The 22,449-nt window shown below is 68.5% G+C and carries 17 protein-coding genes and 1 riboswitch; of the genes, 10 read left to right on the top strand and 7 right to left on the bottom strand.

The window, feature by feature from the left end:
• Positions 1–119: 119 nt before the first annotated feature.
• Positions 120–353, bottom strand: coding sequence for a glutaredoxin family protein (locus BMW54_RS00085; RefSeq protein ID WP_090051942.1), 234 nt, complete (start codon positions 351–353; stop codon positions 120–122).
• A 74-nt stretch (positions 354–427) separates the two neighbouring features.
• Between BMW54_RS00085 and BMW54_RS00080 the strand changes: the two genes are divergently transcribed.
• The gene (locus tag BMW54_RS00080; protein WP_090051940.1) at positions 428–1,810 is read left to right on the top strand and encodes an L-serine ammonia-lyase; all 1,383 of its coding nucleotides are present in this window, start codon (positions 428–430) and stop codon (positions 1,808–1,810) included.
• Positions 1,811–1,843: 33 nt separating this feature from the next.
• On the opposite strand, the gene BMW54_RS00075 is transcribed toward BMW54_RS00080, so the two are convergent.
• The gene (locus BMW54_RS00075) at positions 1,844–2,197 is read right to left on the bottom strand and encodes a hypothetical protein (protein ID WP_175472724.1); all 354 of its coding nucleotides are present in this window, start codon (positions 2,195–2,197) and stop codon (positions 1,844–1,846) included.
• 187 nt (positions 2,198–2,384) lie between these two features.
• On the opposite strand from BMW54_RS00075, the gene BMW54_RS00070 reads away from it, so the two are divergent.
• A complete protein-coding gene (locus tag BMW54_RS00070; protein ID WP_090051937.1) occupies positions 2,385–4,055 on the top strand; it encodes an APC family permease in 1,671 nt (556 codons plus the stop codon).
• A gap of 185 nt (positions 4,056–4,240) precedes the next feature.
• Here the strand turns inward: BMW54_RS00070 and BMW54_RS00065 are convergent, their stop codons facing one another.
• From BMW54_RS00065 to BMW54_RS00055, 3 genes are read right to left on the bottom strand one after another with little or no spacing between them, the layout of a single operon-like run.
• Positions 4,241–5,308, bottom strand: coding sequence for a homoserine dehydrogenase family protein (locus tag BMW54_RS00065; RefSeq protein WP_090051936.1), 1,068 nt, complete (start codon positions 5,306–5,308; stop codon positions 4,241–4,243).
• A complete protein-coding gene (gene metB / locus BMW54_RS00060; RefSeq protein WP_090051934.1) occupies positions 5,305–6,495 on the bottom strand; it encodes a cystathionine gamma-synthase in 1,191 nt (396 codons plus the stop codon). The genes BMW54_RS00065 and metB overlap by 4 nt, the downstream gene beginning before the upstream one ends.
• Before the next feature lie 3 nt (positions 6,496–6,498).
• Positions 6,499–7,533, bottom strand: a complete 1,035-nt coding sequence (locus BMW54_RS00055; RefSeq protein ID WP_090051933.1) for a homoserine O-succinyltransferase MetX — start codon at positions 7,531–7,533, stop codon at positions 6,499–6,501.
• Between the two features lie 94 nt (positions 7,534–7,627).
• A riboswitch (SAM riboswitch) is annotated at positions 7,628–7,741 on the bottom strand.
• 184 nt (positions 7,742–7,925) lie between these two features.
• Here BMW54_RS00055 and BMW54_RS00050 point away from each other — a divergent pair.
• Together BMW54_RS00050 and BMW54_RS00045 are read left to right on the top strand one after the other, a co-directional pair.
• Complete coding sequence (locus tag BMW54_RS00050) at positions 7,926–8,951, top strand: cysteine synthase A (RefSeq protein WP_090055505.1); 1,026 nt, start codon at positions 7,926–7,928, stop codon at positions 8,949–8,951.
• A 127-nt stretch (positions 8,952–9,078) separates the two neighbouring features.
• A complete protein-coding gene (locus BMW54_RS00045; RefSeq protein WP_090051931.1) occupies positions 9,079–10,680 on the top strand; it encodes a peptide chain release factor 3 in 1,602 nt (533 codons plus the stop codon).
• 793 nt (positions 10,681–11,473) lie between these two features.
• On the opposite strand, the gene BMW54_RS00040 is transcribed toward BMW54_RS00045, so the two are convergent.
• A complete protein-coding gene (locus tag BMW54_RS00040; protein ID WP_090051930.1) occupies positions 11,474–13,132 on the bottom strand; it encodes an FAD-dependent oxidoreductase in 1,659 nt (552 codons plus the stop codon).
• Positions 13,133–13,263: 131 nt separating this feature from the next.
• Here BMW54_RS00040 and BMW54_RS00035 point away from each other — a divergent pair, with 131 nt between their 5' ends.
• The 5 genes from BMW54_RS00035 (at position 13,264) to BMW54_RS00015 (ending at position 20,318) form a co-directional block, all read left to right on the top strand.
• On the top strand, positions 13,264–14,160 hold the full coding sequence (locus tag BMW54_RS00035; protein WP_090051928.1) for a CPBP family intramembrane glutamic endopeptidase: 897 nt from the start codon (positions 13,264–13,266) through the stop codon (positions 14,158–14,160).
• Between the two features lie 99 nt (positions 14,161–14,259).
• Positions 14,260–17,925, top strand: a complete 3,666-nt coding sequence (locus BMW54_RS00030; protein WP_090051926.1) for a response regulator — start codon at positions 14,260–14,262, stop codon at positions 17,923–17,925.
• A gap of 1 nt (position 17,926) precedes the next feature.
• Positions 17,927–18,766: a CheR family methyltransferase gene (locus tag BMW54_RS00025; RefSeq protein ID WP_254778955.1), complete on the top strand. Its 840-nt coding sequence runs from the start codon at positions 17,927–17,929 to the stop codon at positions 18,764–18,766.
• On the top strand, positions 18,763–19,332 hold the full coding sequence (locus tag BMW54_RS00020; RefSeq protein WP_090051924.1) for a chemotaxis protein CheB: 570 nt from the start codon (positions 18,763–18,765) through the stop codon (positions 19,330–19,332). The genes BMW54_RS00025 and BMW54_RS00020 overlap by 4 nt, the downstream gene beginning before the upstream one ends.
• A 5-nt stretch (positions 19,333–19,337) precedes the next feature.
• Complete coding sequence (locus BMW54_RS00015; RefSeq protein WP_090051922.1) at positions 19,338–20,318, top strand: diguanylate cyclase domain-containing protein; 981 nt, start codon at positions 19,338–19,340, stop codon at positions 20,316–20,318.
• A 16-nt stretch (positions 20,319–20,334) separates the two neighbouring features.
• Here BMW54_RS00015 and BMW54_RS00010 read toward each other — a convergent pair whose 3' ends face one another.
• Positions 20,335–21,210, bottom strand: coding sequence for a LysR substrate-binding domain-containing protein (locus BMW54_RS00010; RefSeq protein ID WP_090051920.1), 876 nt, complete (start codon positions 21,208–21,210; stop codon positions 20,335–20,337).
• Positions 21,211–21,304: 94 nt separating this feature from the next.
• On the opposite strand from BMW54_RS00010, the gene BMW54_RS00005 reads away from it, so the two are divergent.
• Positions 21,305–22,318, top strand: a complete 1,014-nt coding sequence (locus tag BMW54_RS00005) for a YeiH family protein (protein ID WP_254778953.1) — start codon at positions 21,305–21,307, stop codon at positions 22,316–22,318.
• Positions 22,319–22,449: the final 131 nt, after the last annotated feature.

The raw sequence follows: 22,449 nt of genomic DNA, 5'->3' as shown, positions 1-22,449 counted from the left end.
GTGGCGGCGAAGCCGCTGTGGGAGCGGACCCGGCCGCGACAGCTCTTCGCCGCAGTCCCCAAGTTCGCGCGCCAGCTCCCAGCCACGGCCTCAAAACATGTCGCGCGCAAGGCGCGCTCCTACGGGGTGTGCGATACGAAGGCGCGCACCGTCGCAGCATCGAACGGCCACTCCAGCTCCTCGCCGTCGCCGCGGCGCAGCACGGGCACGCGGATGCCGTAACGCGCCTCGAGCGCGTCGTCGTCGTCGATCCACACCGATTCGAATTCCGGCAAGCGCGCCTCGGCGAGCACGGCCAGGGCCTGGTCGCAGAGATGGCAGTCGTCGCGCTGGAACAACGTGAAGGCGGACATGCGCGGGTGTATGGGCCGGAAGACGTGGCAGCGTAGAATAGCGGGCTATTTCCCCCAAGCCACACCCCGAAGCCATGGCAGTCAGCGTTTTCGACCTCTTCAAGATCGGTATCGGCCCGTCGTCTTCCCATACGGTGGGCCCGATGCGCGCGGGCGCGCGCTTCGCCGAGCACTGGCTCGAAGAGAAAGGGGTGCTGGAGCGCGTCGCCCGCGTCCGCTGCGAGCTGTTCGGCTCGCTGGCGATGACGGGCCGCGGCCACGGCACGGACAAGGCCGTGCTGCTGGGCTTCGAAGGCGAGTGGCCCGACCGCGTCGATCCGGACACGATCCCCGCCACGCTCGAACGCATCCGCGGCACGAAGCGCATCCGCATCCTTGGCCGCCACGAGATCGCGTTCGACGAGAAGGCCGATCTCGTCTTCAACAAGCGCCAGAAGCTCCCGTTCCACACCAACGGCATGCGCTTCTCGGCGTACGACGCCGACGGCAACGAGCTCGCCACGCGCGACTACTACTCCGTCGGCGGCGGCTTCGTGGTCAATCCGGACGAGGCGGCCGAAGACCGCATCGTCGCCGACACGAGCGAACAGCCGTACCCGTTCTCCACCGGCGACCAGCTGCTGGCGCTGTGCAAGGAACACGGCCTCACCATCGCCGAACTGATGATGCGCAACGAAAGCATCTGGCGGCCGGAATCCGAAACGCGCGCGGGCCTGCTGCGCATCTGGAAGGCCATGCAGGATTGCGTCGCGCGCGGGCTGCGCTCGCCGGGCGTGCTGCCTGGCGGGCTAAAGGTCAACCGCCGCGCGCCCGCCATGGCCGCCGAGCTGCGCGCCCAGCCGGAAGCGTCGCTGCGCGATCCGCTCACGATCCTCGATTGGGTGAACCTCTACGCGCTCGCCGTGAACGAGGAAAACGCCGCCGGCGGCAGCGTCGTCACCGCGCCGACCAATGGCGCGGCCGGCATCGTCCCTGCGGTACTGCACTATTACCGGCACTTCTGCCCCAGCGCGTCCGAAGAGGGCGTCATCCAGTTCCTGCTGACGGCCGGCGCCATCGGCATCCTCTACAAGGAAAACGCCTCGATCTCGGGCGCTGAGGTCGGCTGCCAGGGCGAGGTCGGCGTGGCCTGCTCCATGGCCGCCGGCGGCCTGGCCGCCGCGCTCGGCGGCAGCGTCACGCAGGTGGAGAACGCCGCCGAGATCGGCATGGAGCACAACCTCGGCCTCACCTGCGACCCGATCGGCGGCCTCGTGCAGATCCCCTGCATCGAACGCAACGCGATGGGCGCGGTCAAGGCGATCAACGCCAGCCGCATGGCGCTCAAGAGCGACGGCAAGCACCACGTCTCGCTCGACAAGGTCATCGCCACCATGCGCGACACCGGCCGCGACATGAAGGACAAGTACAAGGAAACCTCGCGCGGCGGCCTCGCGGTCAACGTCATCGAGTGCTGAATCGGGCCGCCGTGCATGCCGGCGGCATGGCGATCAACGGACCGGACAGAGGCGCGGCAGGCGGTCGACCGTCTCGACGCGCACCGGTTCGTCCTCGCCCCACCAGTTGGCGACCGCCGAATAGCACACCCGCAGCTTGCCGCGACGGGTCTCGAAGCGCTGCCGGCTCGTGTACGCGAAGCACGATACGGACGACAGGCGGCCCAGCTCGCGCATCGCGATGGCGCAGCGCCGCACGGCCTGCACCGGGTCCTCGCCGGGGTAGAGCGTGAAGTAGAAACCCTTGGCGGTACGGTCGTACGACTCCGAATCGATCAGCCGCCCTTTGTCGCTCCACTGCTCCTGCGCCGCGGCGACGCCGCATGCCGTCAAGGCAACGAGCAACATGCCGCTGGCGACCACCTTCGAGCGCATCCGACCCCCTTCATCCCTACCGCGTCGGTCAGTGTATATCGACGCGGCGCCACTTGTATTGGGCGGGTGCAGGCTGACAGGCGCGGCCGGGGCTGTCATCATCCGGCCCTTGTGCCGCCCCGGGCCGGGGTCCAACCCGTCCCGTCCGACCGGAGTCACCATGTCCCATAGCGCTATCCGCCGCGACGTCGGCGCCTTTGCCCTCATGCTTACCGGCCTGGGCTCGATCATCGGCTCCGGCTGGCTGTTCGGCGCCTGGCACGCCGCCCAGCTCGCCGGTCCCGGCGCCATCTACGCCTGGATCATCGGCGCCGTCATCATCCTGTTCATCGCCCTCACCTACGCGGAACTGGGCGCGATGTTCCCCGAGTCCGGCGGCATGGTCCGCTACGGCCACTACTCGCACGGGTCGCTCGTCGGCTTCATCGCGGGCTGGGCGAACTGGATCGCGATCGTGTCGGTGATCCCGGTCGAGGCCGAGGCGTCGGTCCAGTACATGGCCTCCTGGCCGTGGGAATGGGCGGCATGGACCAAGGACCTCTACGTCGTGACGAACGGGCACGGCGAACTGACGCCGCCCGGTCTCGCGATCGCGGTGGTGCTGGTGCTGGTCTACTTCTTCCTCAACTTCTGGAGCGTGAAGCTGTTCGCCAAGAGCAACACGGCGATCACCGTCTTCAAGCTCGTGGTACCGGCCGCGACCGGCGTCGCGCTCATCGCGACGAGCTGGAACCCGGGCAACTTCCACATCGGCGCCCACGGCGGCAACCATGCGATCGACATCTCGTCGATCCTGACCGCCGTCGCGATCTCGGGCATCGTCTTCAGCTTCAACGGCTTCCAGAGCCCGGTGAACCTCGCCGGTGAAGCGCGCAACCCGGGCCGCAGCGTGCCGCTCGCGGTGATCGGCTCGATCCTGCTCGCCACCGTCGTGTACGTGCTCCTGCAGGTCGCGTTCCTCGGCGCGGTGCCGCCGGACCAGCTCGGCAATGGCTGGGCCGGCCTCGAGTACGCCTCGCCGTTCGCGCAGCTCGCGACCGCGCTGATGATCAACTGGATGGCGATCCTGCTCTACGCCGACGCCTTCGTCAGCCCGAGCGGCACCGGCGCCACGTACACCGCGACCACCGCGCGCATGATCTACGCGATGGAGCGCAACGGGCAGCTGCCGAAGATCTTCGGCCACATCCACCCGCGCTTCGGCATTCCGCGCCCGGCGATGTGGCTCAACCTCGTGGTGAGCTTCATCTTCCTGTTCTTCTTCCGCGGCTGGGGCACGCTGGCGGCGGTGATCTCGGTTTCGACGATCATCTCGTACCTCACGGGCCCGGTCAGCGTGATGACGCTGCGCCGCACGGCGCCGGAACTCAAGCGCCCGCTGCGCATTCCGGGCCTCCCGATCCTGGCGGCGCTGGCCTTCATCTTCGCCACCGAACTGCTCTACTGGGCGAAGTGGCCGCTGACCGGCGAGATCATCCTGCTGATGGTCGTGGCGCTGCCGATCTACTTCTACTACACCGCGAAGAGCGGCTGGGAAGACTTCCGTCGCCATCTCAGGGGTGCGTGGTGGCTCATCGTCTACCTGCCGGTCATCGCCCTGGTGTCGTGGGCGGGCAGCAAGACGTTCGGCGGCCACGATTACATCCCTTACGGCTACGACCTCGCCCTCGTCGCCGTGCTCGGCGCGATCTTCTACTTCTGGGGCATCGCCACGGGCTGGCGCACGCCGATGGTCGAGGCCGCGCGCTTCCACCACGACGAGGTGCTTCCCGGCCAGCCGGACCTCCCGCCGAGCGCGGACGAGGCCGAACGCGTCACCGGCCATCGCTGATACGAAAAAAACCGCCCCGAGGGGCGGTTTTTTTTGGGGGACATGGCGCACCTCTGTGGACCGGGGACGTGGATCCCGGCGTGCGCCGGGATGACGGACCCCTCGACGTCGCCGATGCCGTCATCCCCGCGAAAGCGGGGATCCACCGCCGGGCGATCGGTCGTCGCGAAGGAGCGGACCGGCTCTCAGAGCGCCAGCACGTCCCCGAGCAGCGCCTGCGCGGTGATCTCCGGACCGGCGCCCGGTCCCTGGATCACCAGCGGCGTCGCGTGATAACGCGTCGTCGTCAGCGCGAACTGGTTGTCGGTGCCGGACAGGCGCGCGGCCGGATGGTCAGGCCCCACTTCGACGAGGCCGACCCGTGCGCGGCCGCGCTGGTTCAGCCGCGCGAGATAGCGCAGCACCTTGCCGTTCGCCGTCGCCTGCGCGTGTCGCGCGCGCAGCGGTTCGTCCAGTTCCTCCAGGCGACCGAGGAACGTCGCCGTGTCGACGCCGCGCAGCGCCTCGGGCACGAGGCTTTCGACCTCGACCTCGTCGCTGCCGAGCGCGAAACCCGCGTTGCGCGCGATGATCAGCAGCTTGCGCGCGACGTCTTCGCCGGAGAGGTCGGACCGCGGGTCGGGCTCGGTGAAGCCGAGCCGCCGCGCGTCGCGCAGCAGCGCCGAGAACGGCCGGCTCCCGTCGTACTGGTTGAACAGCCACGACAGCGAGCCGGAGAACACGCCCTCGAGCGTCAGCAGGCTGTCGCCGCAATGACGCAGGCGGCGCAGGGTCGACAGCACCGGCAGGCCCGCGCCGACGGTCGCGGCGTCGCCATAGACGGACCCGGTCGAGGTCGCCTGCTGGAGGGCGCGCCAGCCCGAAAGATGGCCGCCCGCGAGCGCCTTGTTCGCCGTGACGACGTGGTACCCGGCCGCGAGCCATTCGGCATGGCGGCTCGCCTCGGTGGCGCACGCCGTCGCATCGATGACGACCTTGCGGTCCGCCCCGGCCGCATCGAGCGCGGCGAGCAACGGCGCGTTGTCGCGCCCTTCCCTGCCACGCGCGAGATGCTGCGCGACGTCGGCCGGCGCGACGCCCTCGGCGAGCACGTGCTGGCGCTTCGAGTTCGCGGCACCGACCAGGCGCAGCGAGCGCGCGGCCGGCGTGCCGAGCAGCGTCAGCAGCGCGCGGCCGACGACGCCGGTACCGAGCAAGACCACCGCCGTGCGGGGCGCCGACTGCGCCTGCGGCGCGATCGCCACGGCGTTCATGCGCCAACCTTGCGTTTGGCTGCCGGCGTCACGGCGGCCGCACGCGCGAGGCCCGCCTCGATGTCGGCGATCAGATCGTCGCCGTCTTCGATGCCGATCGACAGGCGCAGGAGGTTGTCGGCGATACCGGCGACGCGACGCGCCTCGGGCGCCATCGACGCGTGCGTCATGGTGGCGGGATGCGCGACGAGGCTTTCCACGCCTCCCAGCGACTCCGCCAGGGAGAAATAACGGAGCCCATCGACGAACGCCCGGATCGCGTCGGTGCCGCCGGCGATCTCGAAGCTCAGCATCGCGCCGAAACCGTTCTGCTGGCGCTGCGCGAGCGCGTGGCCGGGGTGCGTCGCCAGGCCGGGATAGTAGATGCGCTCGACCACGTCGTGCGCGTCGAGGCATGCCGCCACGCGATGGGCGTTCTCCTCGTGCGCGCGCAGGCGCACGGCGAGCGTGCGCACGCCGCGCAGCGTCAGGAAGCTGTCGAACGGCGAGCCGGTCAGGCCGTTGCAGTTCCCCCACCATTTCAGCTGCTCGGCGACCGCCGCGTCGGCCGCGATCACGGCGCCGCCCACGACGTCGCTGTGACCGTTGATGTACTTCGTCGTCGAGTGCACCACGATGTCGGCGCCGAGGCGGATCGGCTGCTGCAGCGCCGGCGAAAGGAACGTGTTGTCCACGACCACCAGCGCGCCGACGGTGTGCGCGGCCTGCGCCACGTGACGCACGTCGGTGATCCGCAGCAGCGGGTTCGACGGCGTCTCGATCCAGACCAGCGCGGGCTTCGCCGCGAGGCCCTCCGCCAGCGCCGCCGGGTCCGTGAAGTCGACGAAGCGCACGCTGAAGCGGCCCTTCTTCGCCCAGGCATCGAGCAGGCGCCAGGTACCGCCATAGCAATCATGCGCGGCGAGCACGAGCGCGCCCGCGGGCACGAGTTCGAGGGCCAGCGCGACCGCCGACATGCCGCTTCCCGTCACGACGGCGCCAGCGCCTTCTTCCAGTTCCGTCAGCGCCTCGGCGAGCAGGTCGCGCGTCGGGTTGCCGCTGCGCGAGTAGTCGTAGGCACGCTTGCGGCCGAAGCCGTCGAACGAGTAATTCGTGGACAGGTGCAGCGGCGGCACCACGGCGCCGTGCTGCGTGTCGGATTCGATGCCGGCGCGGACGGCGCGGGTACACAGGCGGGTATCGGTCATGGCTTAGCGGTCTCCGCGACAGTCGTTGAGTGCGTGACGCAGCACGGGAGCGAGCTGCACGGTTTCTTTGAGGAAGGCGTCGTGGCCGTACGGCGAGTCCACGACTTCGAGGGTGGCGGTACCGCCGAGGCGGCGCTGCAGCTCGAACAGGTCGGCGAGCGGGACGAGGCGATCGGACGGGAAGCCGACCAGCACCGTCGGCGCGGCGACGCGCTCGGGCTGGATGTCGTGCAGGTCGATGGATTCGGACAGCGCGAGGAACCGCTCGGGATCGAAACGCTCCACGAAGCGACGACCGGCGTGTTCGAGGTAATCCTCGACGGGGAAATGGAAGCGGCCGTCGCGCAGCTCGGGGCCGGAGGCGAAGCGGCGCGAGAACTCCTCGCTGCCGCGGTACGTCGTCATCGCCAGCTGACGCGCCAGTGCCAACGCCTCGTCCGTGCGGCCGGAACCGATACCGAGGCGAACGATGCCACGCTGCACCGAGCGCTGCGCGGTCGCGAGCGGATGCGGACGGTGCGCGCCGGCCAGCAGCACCAGCGACTTCACCTTCGCGGGGTGCGCCGCGGCGAAGGCCAGCCCCACCATGGCACCGTACGACGAACCGATGAACGCATGCACCCGGCCGATGCCCAGTTCGTCGACCAGCGCCGCGAGCGCCGCGGCCTGGTCCTCGCTGGAGATCGAGGAGACATCGCCCAGGTCGGCAGGAACCAGCCAGTCGATGGAGAGCACGCGGCATTCGGCCAGGTCGATCGCGCCGCCCTCGGCGACGAGTTCCTGCCACCAGCCCGTCGCGCGATCGCGGCCGGCGCAGACGTCGCGGTCGGCCGAGATGCCGCCCTGCACGACGATCGTCGGGGCATGCGGCGCGCCGCACCACAGGTAGCGGACGTCGACCTCGACGGGATCGCTGCCGTACTTCGGCGTGACGATCACGCGCCGCGTGCCGCGCTGCTCGCTCAGGTCGTTCGCGCGGCGGGCCGCGGCGGGGGCCGTATCGGGGAAGGAGATCACGGTGGCGGGCTCTGCTGACATGTCCGGTTTCCTGCGGTCGGGATCGAGCTTTCGCGGGACCGTGAGGCGGACTGTCGGCACGACGGGTGCGCGAAACGCACGCCCGGAGCGGACATTCCCATCTATCGGCTGGCGTGCGAACACGCCCCGCAGGAGTTGGCACCGTCGCGGAAATCCGCAGGTTGCCCCGGCTTCAAAGGGCCTGTCCCTCAGCCGGTCTCGATGAGTGCGATCGACGATACGCACCGATCGACGCCGTGTCAACAGCCGTTTAGACGTCCAGATGGCTAGATGTCCAATATGTGACGGGCTCCCCGCACGGGACGGAATCCGCTGTGGGAAGCCCGCTGGCGGGCGAACGGGTGCTCGCCTCGAGCGTCCATTCCCCCACGGACCTCGGTTACGATGACCCCATGACCATCCACGACTCCTTCGCCGCCGCCATCGGCAACACTCCCCTCCTTCGCCTCCGCGACGCCTCGGAGGCGACCGGCTGCGAGATCCTCGCCAAAGCCGAGTTCATGAACCCGGGCGGCTCCGTGAAGGACCGCACCGCCCTGGGGCTGATGGCTGACGCCGAACGGCGCGGACTGCTGCGGCCCGGCTCGACCGTGATCGAAGGCACCGCGGGCAACACGGGCATCGGCCTGGCCCTGCTCGGCGCCAGCCGGGGCTACCGGACGGTCGTCGTGATGCCCGACACCCAGAGCAAGGAAAAGATCGACACGCTGCGGGTCATGGGCGTGGAGATCCGCCTCGTGCCCGTGGTGCCGTTCACGGACCCGAACCACTACGCCCGGGTCGCCCGGGCCATGGCCGAGGCGATGAACGCGACCGAGCCCGGCAGCGCCTGGTTCGCCGACCAGTTCGACAACCCGGCCAACCGCGCCTGGCACGAGGCCCATACGGGCGTCGAGATCTGGGAGCAGACGGGCGGCCGCGTCGATGGCTTCGTCTGCGCGGCCGGCACCGGCGGCACGATCGCCGGGGTCGGGGCCGCCCTCAAGGCCCGCCGCCGGGGTATCCGGATCGGCCTCGCCGACCCGGCCGGATCGATCTTCGCGGGCTACGCGACCACCGGCGAGGCCGTGGCGTCCTCCGGCTCGTCGATCAGCGAAGGCATCGGCAACAGCCGCCTCACGGCCAATTTCACGGCCGCGCCGATCGACGTGGCCTGGTCGATACCGGACGACGAATCGGTCCCCCTCCTGCACGACCTCCTCCACCGGGAGGGCTACTGCGTCGGGGGCTCCAGCGGCGTGAACGTCGCCGGGGCCATCCGCATGGCACGCGAACTGGGCCCCGGCCACACGATCGTGACCGTGCTCTGCGACGGCGGCATGCGCTACCAGGGGAAGCTGTTCAACCCGGGGTTCCTCCGCGACAAGGGCATCCCGGTGCCGGAATGGCTGGACGCTGCCTTCCCGACCGCGCCGTAGGAGCGCACCTGGGCGCGATGGGTACCGAGGCAAGCATGCATCGCGCCCAGGTGCGCTCCTACCGCGATCTCGCCTCGCCGGACCCTGTTAGAATAATGGGTTAGCCAACACCAGCGACTCCGCACCGATGTCCAGCCACCTTACCGAAACGCGCCGGCGGCGCAGCTTCGCCATCGTCAGCCACCCCGACGCGGGCAAGACCACGCTGACCGAAAAGCTGCTGCTGTTCGGCGGCGCCATCCAGATGGCCGGATCGGTGAAGAGCCGCAAGGCCGCGCGCCACGCCACGTCCGACTGGATGGCGCTGGAAAAGGAGCGCGGCATCTCGGTCACCTCGTCGGTGATGCAGTTCCCGTACGACGACGCCATCGTCAACCTGCTCGACACCCCGGGCCACGCGGACTTCTCCGAGGACACGTATCGCGTGCTCACGGCGGTCGACTCGGCCCTCATGGTCATCGACTGCGCGAAAGGCGTCGAGGAGCGCACGATCAAGCTCATGGAGGTCTGCCGCCTGCGCGACACGCCGATCATGACCTTCATCAACAAACTCGATCGCGAGGGACGCGCCCCGATCGAACTGCTCGACGAAGTCGAATCGGTGCTCGGCATCGCCTGCGCTCCGCTCACCTGGCCCATCGGCATGGGGTCGCGCCTGAAGGGCGTCTACCACGTGCTGCTCGACGAGGTCCACGTGTTCGAACCGGGCAAGAACTTCACGCGCCAGGATTCCACGATCTTCAAGGGCCTCGATCATCCGGAACTCGCGGAACGCATCGGCCAGGCGGCGCTCGACGAACTGCGCGACGAATTGGAACTCGTCTTGGGCGCATCGAATCCGTTCGACCTCGAGGCCTATCTCGCCGGCAAGCAGACGCCGGTGTTCTTCGGCTCGGCCGTCAACAACTTCGGCGTGCAGCTGCTGCTCGACTTCTTCGTCCAGCACGCGCCGTCGCCGCGCTCGCGCGACACGCTCACGCGCGAAGTGAAGCCCGAGGAAGAGAAGCTCACCGGCTTCGTCTTCAAGATCCAGGCAAACATGGATCCGGCGCACCGCGACCGCGTCGCCTTCATGCGCGTCTGCTCCGGCACCTACACCGCCGGCATGAAGATGCAGCAGACGCGGACGGGCAAGGAAGTGCGCATCGCAAATGCGCTGACGTTCATGGCGTCGGATCGCGAGATCGTCGAACGCGCGTATCCGGGTGACGTCATCGGCCTGCACAACCACGGCACGATCACGATCGGCGACACCTTCACCGAAGGCGAGGCGCTGTCGTTCACCGGCATCCCGAACTTCGCGCCCGAACTGTTCCGTCGCGCGCGCCTGCGCGATCCGCTGAAGATGAAAGCGTTGCAGAAGGGCCTGGCACAGCTGTCCGAGGAAGGCGCCACGCAGTTCTTCCGCCCGCTGATGTCCAACGACCTGATTCTCGGCGCGGTCGGCGTGCTGCAGTTCGACGTGGTGGCCTATCGCCTCAAGGACGAATACAACGTCGATTCAACGTTCGAGCAGGTCGGCGTCGCCACCGCACGCTGGATCCACTGCGACGATGCGAAGAAGCTCGAGGAGTTCCGCGAGAAGAATGCCGGCAACCTGGCCATCGACGCGGCGGGCGAACTGGTCTACCTCGCGCCGACACGCGTGAATCTCCAGCTGGCGCAGGAACGCTGGCCGACGGTGCGTTTTTCGGCAACGCGGGAGCATGCGGCTGCCATCGAGGTGTGACCTACGACGCAAGGCAGATGGCGTTGGTTCGCGACAGCCATACTATCGAGGCATGCGAGAGGGACCTCAGCGATGTTGCCGATCGATCTTCCACAAGGCCTGTCCCATGAGGCGCATGCCAGCAGGCGGGCCACGACGGGCGATCTTCCGAGTGGCTCAGGCCCTACCGGATACTCACTCGTCGGGGCATTCGGTGGCGTCTCGGTCCAGGGCGCAAGAAACACCGTCGCTATCGAGCCGCGGCGCGGATCGCTTCCGACCAACGCAGGAGAATTATCCCTTACGCGTCCGATAACGCTTCCCGAAGGCCGTCGGCGGCATGCCAGCGAGCTGCTCCCCGGCCACTACGAGATCCGAAACGTCGCATTCACCGCTTCCGTACAGGGCTTCGACAACGAGCTCATCATCTATCGCAGCGAGGAGTTCCTTCGTCAACACAGCCGACGACTGAGTTCGGCGACGAATTCATCGGTGGCCACCCGAGGCTCCCGGGTAGCGTCACGCCACTCATCCACCGACTCGCTGGCATCCGAACCCTTGCCGGCGTTTCGCTCGGCCACGGCGGTCAACATTTACCAAAGCACCGTGATACAGGGTACGGGCAACGCTATCCACTGGCGTATCGCTTCCGATGCCAGTACGCCGTACACACCGGACTGGCCGCGATCGATCCGTCGACCATCTGCGACGGGATCGCTATCGCCCAGGAGCTTCTACCCGTTCACGCACGTCCCGAACACACCGCATACGGTCCGGCGAACGCGTTTCCGCACCATGTAGACCCAGTGCCCTCCTAAACCGGCGAGGGATTCAGGAACCGATGGATGGCCTGCACTACCACCGATCCCTCGCCGACGCTCGACGCCACGCGTTTGATGGAACCCGAGCGCACGTCGCCCACGGCGAAGACGCCGCGCAGAGTGGTGGCATACGGTGACGGCGTGGCATAGCCGTCGCCATCGCGACCGGTGAGCACGAAGCCCTTGCGATCGAGATCGAGGCAGTCGTGGAGCCAGGCGGTGTTCGGCTCGGCGCCGATCATCACGAACAGGCTACCGACCTTGATCCGTACCGACTGGCCATCGGCGCACTTCCAGCCGACCTCGCGCAGGTAGGTGTCGCCTTCGAGGTAATCGATCTGGCAGCGCGGGTGCAGCGTGATCCGGGGCGACTGTTCGATGCGCTGTACCAGGTAATCCGACATCGTCGCGGCGAGGCCGTCGCCGCGCACGATGATGTGGACATGCGCCACGGTGCGCGCGAGGAAGACCGCCGCCTGGCCGGCGCTGTTGCCGCCACCGACGACCACGACCTCCTGACCGGCGCACAGCGCCGCCTCCATCGCCGTCGCGGCGTACTGGATGCCCTGCCCTTCGAAGCGTTCGTAGTCCAGGTGGTCGAGCTTGCGGTAGCGCGCGCCGGTCGCGACGACGACGGCGCGCGCGCTGGCGGTCGTACCGTCGTCGAGCAGCAGGCGATACGGGTGCCGCGTGCAATCCATGCCGGTGACCGTCCGCGCCATCGCCATGTGGGCGCCGAACTTCATCGCCTGCACCTGCGCGCGCCCCGCGAGCGCCTGTCCCGAGATGCCCGTGGGGAAGCCCAGGTAGTTCTCGATCTTCGAGCTGGTGCCCGCCTGCCCGCCCGGCGCCAGCGCCTCGAGGACGAGCGTGTCCAGGCCTTCCGATGCCGCGTACACGGCCGCGGCGAGGCCCGCCGGTCCGGCGCCGATCACGGCCACGTCGTGCACGTGCGCGCTGTCCAGCACGATCGTGATGCCCAGCTCGTCGGCCAGCGCGGTGGTGGTGGGACAATGCAGGACGCGGCGGTCCGGCAGGATGACCACGGGGCATTCGGAGGGCGTGAGGCCGAACCCTTCGATCATGTGGCGGGCTTCGTCGTCCACGTCCGTATCGAGCAACCGGTGAGGGTAGGCGTTGCGGATCAGGAAGCTGCGCAGCCGGACGGTGTCGGCGGCATGCGAGGAGCCGAGCAGCGTGATGCCGCCCTGCCCGGTCTGCAGCAGGCCCACGCGGCGCAGGATGAACGCGCGCATGATCACCTCGCCGATGTCCGGCTCGCCGGTGATCAGGCGGCGGAACGAGCGCGTGTCGAGGCGCACCAGGCGCGAGTCGACGCCGGTGCGGGCGCTGACCATGATCTGCCGCTCGCTGAACTGGTTCACCTCGCCCGTGAACTGGTTCGGGCCATGCTCGACGAAGACGACGGGCTCGCCGTTCTGGTCGAAGTCGTAGATGTCGATGCGGCCTTCGATGACGAAGAAGCAGTCGCTCTGGCGGTCGCCGCGGCGGAACAGGATCGTCCCGGCGGGCACCGTTTCCTCGACGCCGTACCTGACCAGGCGCGACGCCATGTCCTCGCTCAGCTGCGGGAAGGTCTGCTCGCGCCGGTTCTGCGGGCTCGACGGGTCGTTTTCGGAGGGGATGGCCATCGACGGTTTCCAGGGAGGGTCCGGGCAGGCGCCCACGCCGGGCACGTTACCGGAACGGGCTTCGCACGATCTTGTATCGGAGCACCATCATGCCTGCGTAGACTGCGCGCGAGCCACCACATGACGCCGCCATGACCGACGCGATACCCGCCCCGACGCTGCCGCTGCGCCTCCTGCGTTCGCCACTCGGGCGGATCGTGGCGTTTTTCGTCCTGCTCGTCGCGATCGGCGCCGCGACGCGGCTGTTGCGCGACGCCCTCGGGCTTCCCCATGGCGACATCCCGTGGGCGGACGTGACGCCCTCCATCGAGGCCCTTCGACTCCTTCCGCCCGTGCTCGCCTACTGGCTGCTGGTGCGCTTCATCGAACACCGACGGGTGGACGAGCTCGCGGCACGCAAGGCGTTGCCGCACCTCGTCGCCGGCCTCCTCGGTGGCGCGCTGCTGTTCTCGCTCATCGTCGGCAGCCTGTGGAGCTTCGGGGCCTACGCGGTCGACCGGGTCGATACGGGGATCGCCTGGCTCGGACCCGTGCTCGTGGTGGGCGTCGGCGCCGGCGTGGGCGAGGAGATCGTCAGCCGGGGCGTGATCTTCCGGATCGTGGAGGAAGGCCTCGGCACCTGGGCGGCCCTGCTGGTGTCGGCGGCCGTCTTCGGCGGATTGCATATCTGGAACCCCAACGCCACGACGTGGAGCGCGCTGGCCATCGCCATCGAAGCCGGGCTGCTCTTCGGTCTGCTCTATCACGTCACCCGCTCCCTGTGGGTCTGCATGGGCGCCCATGCGGCCTGGAACGTCATGCAGGGGCCGTTCTACGGGATCCCCGTGTCGGGCTTCGAGCAGCACGGCCTGCTCGTCTCGCACATGCAGGGGCCCGACTGGCTGACCGGGGGCGCCTTCGGCGCCGAAGCGTCGGTGGTGGCGCTCGGGTTGTGCTCGGTGGTGACCGCCGCCTGCCTGGCGATCGCCGTCCGCCGTGGCACACTTGTCGCACCCTCGTGGCGGCGGAAGGACCCGGCGATCGCGTGACCGGCGTCACACCCTGAGCCGGACGTCACGCTGGCGACCTCGTCGCCGGTGTACTGGTTACCGAGCGACAGCCCCGTTCCACTTCTCACTGGTCCTTGCATGTCTTCCAACGAAAAGACGCGATCCTGGCTGGCCGACCAGCCCCTGCAACGCAAGATCGTCATCGCCATCGCCTCGCTGCTCGTGCTGTTCGTGGCGGCGAGCCTGGGCAACCTGACCTCGCTCACGCGGGAGAAGGACGCCCGCGCCTGGTCGTCCCATACGTACGTCGTCCTGCTCACCCTGGCCGACGTCAGCAACGCCGCGCAGGCCCGCCAGGCCGGCGCGCGTGGGTACCTGCTGAACCAGTCCAGCGACGAGTACGCCGACTTCGAAACCGCGGATCGCGAACTCGCCCGGGCGATGGCGAGCCTTCGCCAGCTCACGGTCGACAATCCCTTGCAGCAGTCGCGCCTCGACCGCTTGCAGGAGATGCTCGATCGCTGGAAAGTCGAAGTGCTCAAGAGCGGCCTAGAACCGATGCGGGCCATCGGCAACGCGCAGACACCCGAGGGCGTCGTCGCGCGCGAATCCATCCGCGGCACGTATTTCCAGAATCGCACCGTGCGCATGAGCGAGATCCGCGGCTTCATCGGCCAGATGTCCGCGACGGAACACGCCCTGCTCGACAAGCGCAACGCCGAACTCGATCGCGAGCTGGAGACAACCCGCTACATCGATCTCGCCTCGCTCGCGCTGTGCCTGGTCATCGGCGCGCTGGTCATCGCCATGACCTTCCGCCTGATCACCCGCCCGATCGTGAAGATGACGGGTCTGATGACGCGACTGGCGAACCACGACCACGACATCGAAGTGCGCCAGCTCACGCGCCGCGACGAGATCGGCGAAATCGCCCGCGCGCTGCAGGTGTTCAAGGAGATGGCCGTCGAAACGGCGGGCCAGACGTGGCTGAAGAGCTCGGTGACCGCGATCTCCAACCGGCTCCAGGGGGCCACCACCTATCGCGACTTCGCCACCACCCTGATGTCGGAGCTCGTGCCCTGCCTGAAGGCCGGCTTCGGCGTGTTCTATCTCCTGCGCGAAGGCACCGGCCGGCTCGAGCTGCTGGGCAGCTACGGCTACAAGGAACGCCGCCATGTCACGGCGGACTACGCGCTCGGCGAGGGCCTCGTCGGCCAGGCGGCCATCGAACGGCGCACCATCGTGCTGCAGGACGTACCGTCGGATTACACGCGCATCCACTCGGGCAGCGGCGAGGCGCCGCCGCGCAGCGTCGTGGTCGTTCCCGTGGTGTCGCGCGACACCTTGCTCGGTGTCATCGAGGTCGCGAGCTTCGCGCAGCTCACGCTGGTGCAGGAACAGCTGCTCGACGAACTCACGCCGATCGTGGCGCTGTCGCTGGAGAACCTCGGACGGGCGATCAGCACCGCGTCCTTGCTCGAGCAGACCCGCAGCCAGGCCGACGAACTGCGCGCGTCGGAGGAAGCGATGCGCCGGCAACAGGAAGACCTGCGCAGCACCAACGACGAACTCAAGGCGAAGACCGCCGAGCTCCAGGAACAGTCGCAGCGCCTCGTCGCGTCCGAGGAGGAACTGCGGGTGCAGACCGAGGAGCTGCACGCCTCGAACGAGGAACTGCGCGAGAAGAGCCTCACGCTCAACGAGCAGAAGGACGCCCTCGAGGCCCTGCAACGCGAAACGCAGGAAAAGGCCGAGGAACTGGCTCGCGCGAGCCAGTACAAGTCCGAGTTCCTCGCCAACATGTCGCACGAGCTGCGCACGCCGCTGAACAGCCTGCTGATCCTTTCGCGCAGCCTCGCCGACAACGACGACGAAAACCTCAACGAGGAGCAGGTCGAATCGGCGCGGATCATCCACGACGCCGGCTCCAACCTGCTTCGCCTGATCAACGACATCCTCGACCTGTCGAAGGTCGAGGCGGGCAAGATGGAACTCGTCGTCGACGCGTTCCCGCTCGCCGATCTCGCGCGCACGCTGGGCCGCACGTTCAACCACGTGGCGCAGGAGAAGAAGCTGGCCTTCGAGGTCCGGCTGCAGCCGGGCCTGCCCGCCTCCATCCGCACGGACGGCGGCAAGCTCGAACAGGTGGTCAACAACCTGCTGAGCAACGCGTTCAAGTTCACGGCCAGCGGCCGGGTCGACGTCGAGATCGCGCGGCCCGCCGCCGACGCCCCGCTTCCCGCGGGACTCGACGCGTCGCGCGCGATCGCCATCGCGGTGACCGATTCGGGCATCGGCATCCCCGAGGACAAGTTCCAGCGCGTCTTCCACGCGTTCGAGCAGGTGGATGCGAGCACCAGCCGGCAGTACGGCGGCACCGGCCTGGGACTGGCCATCTCGCGCCGCATCGCCGAACTGCTCGGCGGCGACATCGTACTCCGCAGCAAGGCTGGCGAAGGCAGCACCTTCACCATCTACCTGCCCGAGGAAGCGCCGGAGAGCGGCTCGCGTCCCGAACCGGTTCCGCTCGAACGCGCCGCCGCGGAAGCCACGCTGCCGTTGTCGCCTTCGCTGATCGCCGACGGCATCGACGACGACCGCGACGCGATCCAGCCGGGCGATACCGCCATCCTCATCGTCGAGGACGACCCCGCCTTCGCACGCATCCTCGCGGACATGATCCATCGCAAGGGGCACCGCGTCCTCGCGGCCGCCGATGGCGAGTCCGGCCTCGCCCTCGCGCGTCGCTACCGCCCGACCGGCATCCTGCTCGACGTCATGCTCCCGGGCATGGACGGCTGGACCGTGATCGAACGACTGAAGGGCGACGCGGCGACGCGGCACATTCCCGTGCACTTCATCTCGGCCACCGACGACGCCACCCGCGGCCTCGAACTCGGCGCGGTGGGTTTCCTGACCAAGCCGGTCAGCCGCGAATCGATCACCACCGCCTTCGAGCGCCTGCTGCACTTCGCGGAAGGCCGCACGCGCCACCTGCTCGTCGTCGACGACGACCCGAGCGCGCGTGCCGCCGTCCGCAGCCTGCTCAAGGACGACGCCGTCGTCATCGAGGAGGCCGGTTCGGGCGAGGAGGCGCTCGCGAAGACGACCCAGACGACCTACGACTGCATCGTGCTCGACCTCGGTCTGCCGGGCATGTCGGGCTTCGAATTCCTCGAACGCCTTTCGCAGGGCCAGCACACGCCGCCCGTGGTGGTCTACTCCGGACGCGACCTGTCGCGCGAGGAAAGCATGCGCATCCGGCAGTACACCGACAGCATCGTGGTCAAGGGCGCCCGTTCGCCCGACCGCCTGCTCGACGAAGTGAGCCTTTTCCTGCATTCGATCCGGCATGGCGGAAGCGCGAAGCCGGACACCTCCGCGCCCGTCAGGGGAGGCGGCGGCGAGCCGGACGAGGGCGACCTGCGCGGCCGCCGCGTGTTGCTCGTCGACGACGACATGCGCAACCTCTTTGCGCTCAGCAAGGTGCTGCGCGCGAAGGGCATCGAGGTGGTCATGGCGCAGGATGGCCGCAAGGCGCTCGACACCCTCGACAAGGACACCGACATCGAACTCGTGCTGATGGACATCATGATGCCCGTCATGGACGGCTACGAGACCATGCGCGAGATCCGGGCGAAACCCGCCGTCGCGCGCGTGCCCATCATCGCGCTCACGGCGAAGGCCATGCGGGGCGATCGCGAGAAGTGCCTGGAGGCCGGTGCGAACGACTACCTGTCCAAGCCCATCGACGTCGACCGCCTGCTCTCCATGATCCGCGTCTGGCTGCCGGCGAAGGTCTGACGTGGACGTCGAGGACATCGAGATCCAGCTCTTCGTCAGGGCCATGCAGCTGCGCCACGGACACGACTTCAGCGACTACGCTCCCGCGTCGCTGAAGCGCCGCGTGCTGCAACTGGTGCAGACACACGGCACGGGGACGATCAGCGAACTCAATCGCCGTGTGCTCCACGAGGAAGGCTTCGTCGGCCACGTCATCCAGGGCCTCTCCGTGCCGGTCTCGGAGATGTTCCGCGATCCGCAGGTCTTCCGCGCGCTGCGCGAGAAGGTGTTGCCGGTGCTGGCGTCCTACCCGCAGATCAACATCTGGCAGGCGGGGTGCGCCCAGGGTCAGGAGGTCTACTCCCTCGCGATCCTGCTCGAGGAGGCCGGCCTCTACGAGCGCTCGCGCATCTATGCCACCGATTTCAACGACGCCGCGCTCGCGGCCGCCGGCGAAGGCATCTACGCGGCGCGCGACGCGCGCGACTGGTCGCGCAACTACCTCGAGGCCGGCGGCACGCTGTCGTTCAGCGACTACTACAGCGCGCGCTACGACTTCATCAAGCTGGACAAGCGGCTGCGCCGCAACGTCACGTTCTTCAACCACAACCTCGTCACCGACGTGGTCTTCTGCGAGGCGCACCTGATCCTCTGCCGGAACGTGCTCATCTACTTCAACAACACGCTGCAGGACCGCACGCTTGGCCTCTTCCGCGACAGCCTCGTCCGCGGTGGGTTCCTCTGCCTCGGCACGCGCGAGAACATCGACTTCTCCCCCGCCGCCAGCGGATTCACCGACGTCGACCACGCGCTGCGCATCTACCAGGTCGGTGGCATCGGCGCGAGGCCACTGACGCGATGAGCCGGCACGACGCCATCGTCATCGGCTGCAGCGCGGGCGGGCTGACCGCCCTCCAGAGACTTCTGCCCGGCCTCGCGCCGAATCTCACCGCGGCGGTGATCGTGTGTTGCCACACGGGTTCCGCCGATGTCTCGTTGCTCGTGGAACTGCTGGCGCGGGTCTCCGCGCTCCCGGTCGCGGAAGCCCTGGAACGGTCGCACATCACGCCGGGCATGGTGCACGTCGCACCCACCGGTTACCACCTCCTGATCGAGGAAGATCACTATTTCTCGCTCAGCGTCGACGAGAAGGTCGCGTGGTCGCGGCCGTCCATCGACGTGCTCTTCCAGACCGCCGCCGATGCCTGGCGCGAACGGCTCGTCGCGGTGCTCCTGACCGGCGCGAATTCCGACGGCGCGCGCGGTCTCGCCGCCGTGCGCCGCGCCGGCGGGCATGCCGTCGTGCAGGATCCCGAGGACGCCGAGTCCGACATCATGCCCCGCGCCGGGCTCGAGATCGCGGGCGCCGACGCCTGCCTCCCCCTCGACGCCATCGCCGCCCACCTCAATTCCCTTTGCCTGCCATGAGTACGATGCGTCCCAAGATCCTCGTCGTCGACGACACCCCCGCCAACCTCGTCGCCATGCGCCGCCTGCTCGCGCGCGTGGATGCCGACATCTACGAGGCCGCCGGCGGCAACGAAGCCCTCGCGCTGTGCCTCGACCACCAGTTCGCCCTGGTGCTGCTCGACGTGAACATGCCGGAGATGGATGGCTTCGAGGTGGCGCAGTTCATTTCCGAAGCCGACCACATGAGCGAGACGCCGATCATCTTCGTGACCGCCGCCTATGCCGACGACATCAACCGCATCAAGGGCTACACCGCGGGCGCGGTCGATTACATCGCCAAGCCGATCAACGACGTGATCCTGCAGTCGAAGGTGAAGATCTTCCTCGAGCTCTACCGTGCCCGCGCACTGCTGCAACAGGCGCTCGACGAGCTTTCGGTGCGCAACGCGCAGCTGACCAGCGAAGTGGCGGAACGCACGCGGATGCAGGAGCTCGTTCGCCATCAGGCGACGCACGACGCCCTCACCGGCCTGCCCAACCGCCTGCTGTTCCGGGAGCGACTCGAAGCGTCGATCGCCAGCGCCAGCGATGGCGGTGATCCGTTCGCGCTCGCATACATCGACATCGACGGCTTCAAGGGCGTGAACGACGGGCACGGGCACGCGGCGGGCGACGAGCTGCTCAAGGCCATCGCGGCGCGCATCGACGGCCGCACGCGCGGCACCGACACCGTGGCCCGCCTCGGCGGCGACGAGTTCGCCGTGCTGCTGCAGGGTGCCGACGACGCCGAAAGCGCGCTGGGCCGCTGCCAGTCGCTCTGCGACGCGGTCGCCGAGCCGTACACGCTCAACGTGAGCGGTGAACGCGTGCCCGCCCGAATCGGCGCGAGCATCGGCGTCACCCTGTTCCATCCCGGCGCCGGCTACGACGACATCGTCGCCGCCGCCGATGGTGCGATGTATACGGCCAAGCGCAGTGGGAAAAATCGCTGCGTGCTGGCGTGATGCGGCGAGCCTGCCTTCACAGGCTGGCCAGGAACGCTTCCAGCACCGCGCCGCGATAGCGCTGCCGGTGCAGCAGCACGGTGAGGCTCCGTCGCAGGTCGAGGAACGGCGTCGGCAACACCGCGAGGCGCCCCGCCTGCACGGCGTCCCCGATGGCCACCTCGGGGAGGCAGGCGATGCCCAGGCCCGCGATCACGGCCTGCTTGATCGCCTCGGACTGATCCAGCTCCAGAACCGTCGTTCCCTCCGGCAGCTCCGCGAGCGCCCGCTCGCTCAACGCCCGCGTGGCCGAGCCACGCTCACGCAGCACCCAGCGCTCGCCGGCGAAATCCTCGCGGCGCAGGCGTTTCTTCGCGGCCAGCGGATGATCGGGCCGCGCGCAGACGACGAGGCGATCGTCCCGCCACGGCCTCGCCTCCAGCGACGGATGAGTCACCGGACCTTCGACGCAACCGACGTCGTAATCGTGATCGAGGACGCCTTGCGCGATGCGCGCGGTATTGGCGACGCCGAGCCGGAGCGACACGCCCGGATGAGCGGCCGCGAAGTCGCCGAGCAGCTCGCCCACGAGGTAATTGCCCACCGTGTTGCTGGCGCCGATACCGATCTCGCCCGCCACTTCGGTGGGCGTCCCCTGCGCCCGCCGGGCGAACTCCGCGTGGCGCTCGATCAGTTCACGGGCGAGGGGTAGCAATTCGCGCCCACGGTCGTTGAGCGACAGGCGGCCGCGCTCGCGCGCGAACAACGGCGCCCCGAGCTGACGCTCCATCTCGGCCAGCGCCATGCTCGCGGCCGGCTGGCTCAGGAACAGGCGTTCGCTCGCGGCGCGCACGCTGCCGGTGGTGGCGATGGCGACGAACACGTCGAGCTGGCGGGGACTGATCGCATGCATCAATGTTTCTTATACCGTTGATAAGCCATTTTCAATATCCTTATCGGGCACGGCCACCGACAATGCAGCCTTCGCAATCCGGAAATCCACTGCCGTGTCCGCCGTCACCGCCACCTCGCCAACCCCTTCGCGCGTGCCGGGCCTGCTCCTGGCATTCGGCGTCGCCGCCGTCGCCTTCGGGCTCGGCCGCCTGATGCCGCTCGTCGGAGGCGCCGTCTGCGGCATCGTGCTGGGCATCCTGGTGCGCCAGTTCGCCCCGCCCTCCTCCCGGTTCCTGCCCGGCATCCGCTTCGCGTCGAAGCAGGTCCTGCAGTGGTCGATCATCGCGCTCGGGTTCGGCCTGAGCATCACCCAGGTGGCGAAGACCGGCCTGGAGTCGCTATCGGTGACGCTCGCGACCGTCGCCGCGGCGGGTCTCGCCGCGTGGGGACTGGGGCGCCTGCTGCGCGTCCACGACACGCTGAAGCTGCTAATCGGCGTGGGTACCGCCATCTGCGGCGGCTCGGCCATCGCCGCGGTCGTGCCCATCGTCAAGCCGGACGAGCACGACACCGCCTTCGCCATCTCGACCATCTTCCTCTTCAATCTGGTCGCCGTCCTGACCTTCCCCGCGTTCGGCCACTGGCTCGGCCTGTCCGACCTCGGGTTCGGCCTGTGGGCCGGCACGGCGATCAACGACACTTCGTCCGTGGTCGCGGCCGGTTATAGCTACAGCCATGCCGCCGGCGATTACGCGACCATCGTGAAGCTGACCCGGGCCACGCTCATCATTCCGATCTGCCTCGCGATCGCACTGATCGTGGCGTGGCGTGAGAAGCGCGGTGGCGCCTCCGATTTCCGCCTGGCGTCCATCTTTCCGTGGTTCATCCTCTGGTTCCTGGTCGCCTCGGCGATCCGCACCGCCGGCGTCATCCCCGACGCCGCCCTGCCGGTCATCCACTTCGTCGCCGAGTGCCTGATCATCGTCGCGCTGACCGCCATCGGTCTCTCCGCAGACCTGCGCCGCATGGCCTCCACAGGACCGCGACCGATCCTGCTGGGTCTCGGTGTATGGGCTGCCGTCGCGTTGACGAGCCTGCTGGTGCAGCATCTGATCGGGCGCTGGTGACGCGCATGCCGCTCCCGCTCATCCACCGTAGGAGCGCGCCCTGCGCGCGACATGTCTTCGCGAGGCGCCGCAGGACCTGACGCTCACGGCCTCAAAAGATGTCGCGCGCACGGCGCGCTCCTACCTGGGCG

The organism is Luteibacter sp. 329MFSha, assembly GCF_900111665.1.
Classification (GTDB): Bacteria; Pseudomonadota; Gammaproteobacteria; order Xanthomonadales; family Rhodanobacteraceae; genus Luteibacter.
Note: the sequence above shows the minus strand (reverse complement) of the source record. Positions and strands in the feature narration are given on the sequence as shown.

Bases quoted from the DNA above. Each gene is read 5' to 3' on its own strand.
- BMW54_RS00040 (WP_090051930.1), bottom strand. From the start codon at position 13,132: ATGGCCATCCCCTCCGAAAACGACCCGTCGAGCCCGCAGAACCGGCGC.
- BMW54_RS00045 (WP_090051931.1), top strand. From the start codon at position 9,079: ATGTCCAGCCACCTTACCGAAACGCGCCGGCGGCGCAGCTTCGCCATC.
- BMW54_RS00075 (WP_175472724.1), bottom strand. From the start codon at position 2,197: ATGTTGCTCGTTGCCTTGACGGCATGCGGCGTCGCCGCGGCGCAGGAG.
- BMW54_RS00055 (WP_090051933.1), bottom strand. From the start codon at position 7,533: ATGTCAGCAGAGCCCGCCACCGTGATCTCCTTCCCCGATACGGCCCCC.
- BMW54_RS00010 (WP_090051920.1), bottom strand. From the start codon at position 21,210: ATGCATGCGATCAGTCCCCGCCAGCTCGACGTGTTCGTCGCCATCGCC.
- BMW54_RS00085 (WP_090051942.1), bottom strand. From the start codon at position 353: ATGTCCGCCTTCACGTTGTTCCAGCGCGACGACTGCCATCTCTGCGAC.
- metB (WP_090051934.1), bottom strand. From the start codon at position 6,495: ATGACCGATACCCGCCTGTGTACCCGCGCCGTCCGCGCCGGCATCGAA.
- BMW54_RS00030 (WP_090051926.1), top strand. From the start codon at position 14,260: ATGTCTTCCAACGAAAAGACGCGATCCTGGCTGGCCGACCAGCCCCTG.
- BMW54_RS00070 (WP_090051937.1), top strand. From the start codon at position 2,385: ATGTCCCATAGCGCTATCCGCCGCGACGTCGGCGCCTTTGCCCTCATG.
- BMW54_RS00050 (WP_090055505.1), top strand. From the start codon at position 7,926: ATGACCATCCACGACTCCTTCGCCGCCGCCATCGGCAACACTCCCCTC.
- BMW54_RS00015 (WP_090051922.1), top strand. From the start codon at position 19,338: ATGCGTCCCAAGATCCTCGTCGTCGACGACACCCCCGCCAACCTCGTC.
- BMW54_RS00035 (WP_090051928.1), top strand. From the start codon at position 13,264: ATGACCGACGCGATACCCGCCCCGACGCTGCCGCTGCGCCTCCTGCGT.
- BMW54_RS00065 (WP_090051936.1), bottom strand. From the start codon at position 5,308: ATGAACGCCGTGGCGATCGCGCCGCAGGCGCAGTCGGCGCCCCGCACG.
- BMW54_RS00020 (WP_090051924.1), top strand. From the start codon at position 18,763: ATGAGCCGGCACGACGCCATCGTCATCGGCTGCAGCGCGGGCGGGCTG.
- BMW54_RS00080 (WP_090051940.1), top strand. From the start codon at position 428: ATGGCAGTCAGCGTTTTCGACCTCTTCAAGATCGGTATCGGCCCGTCG.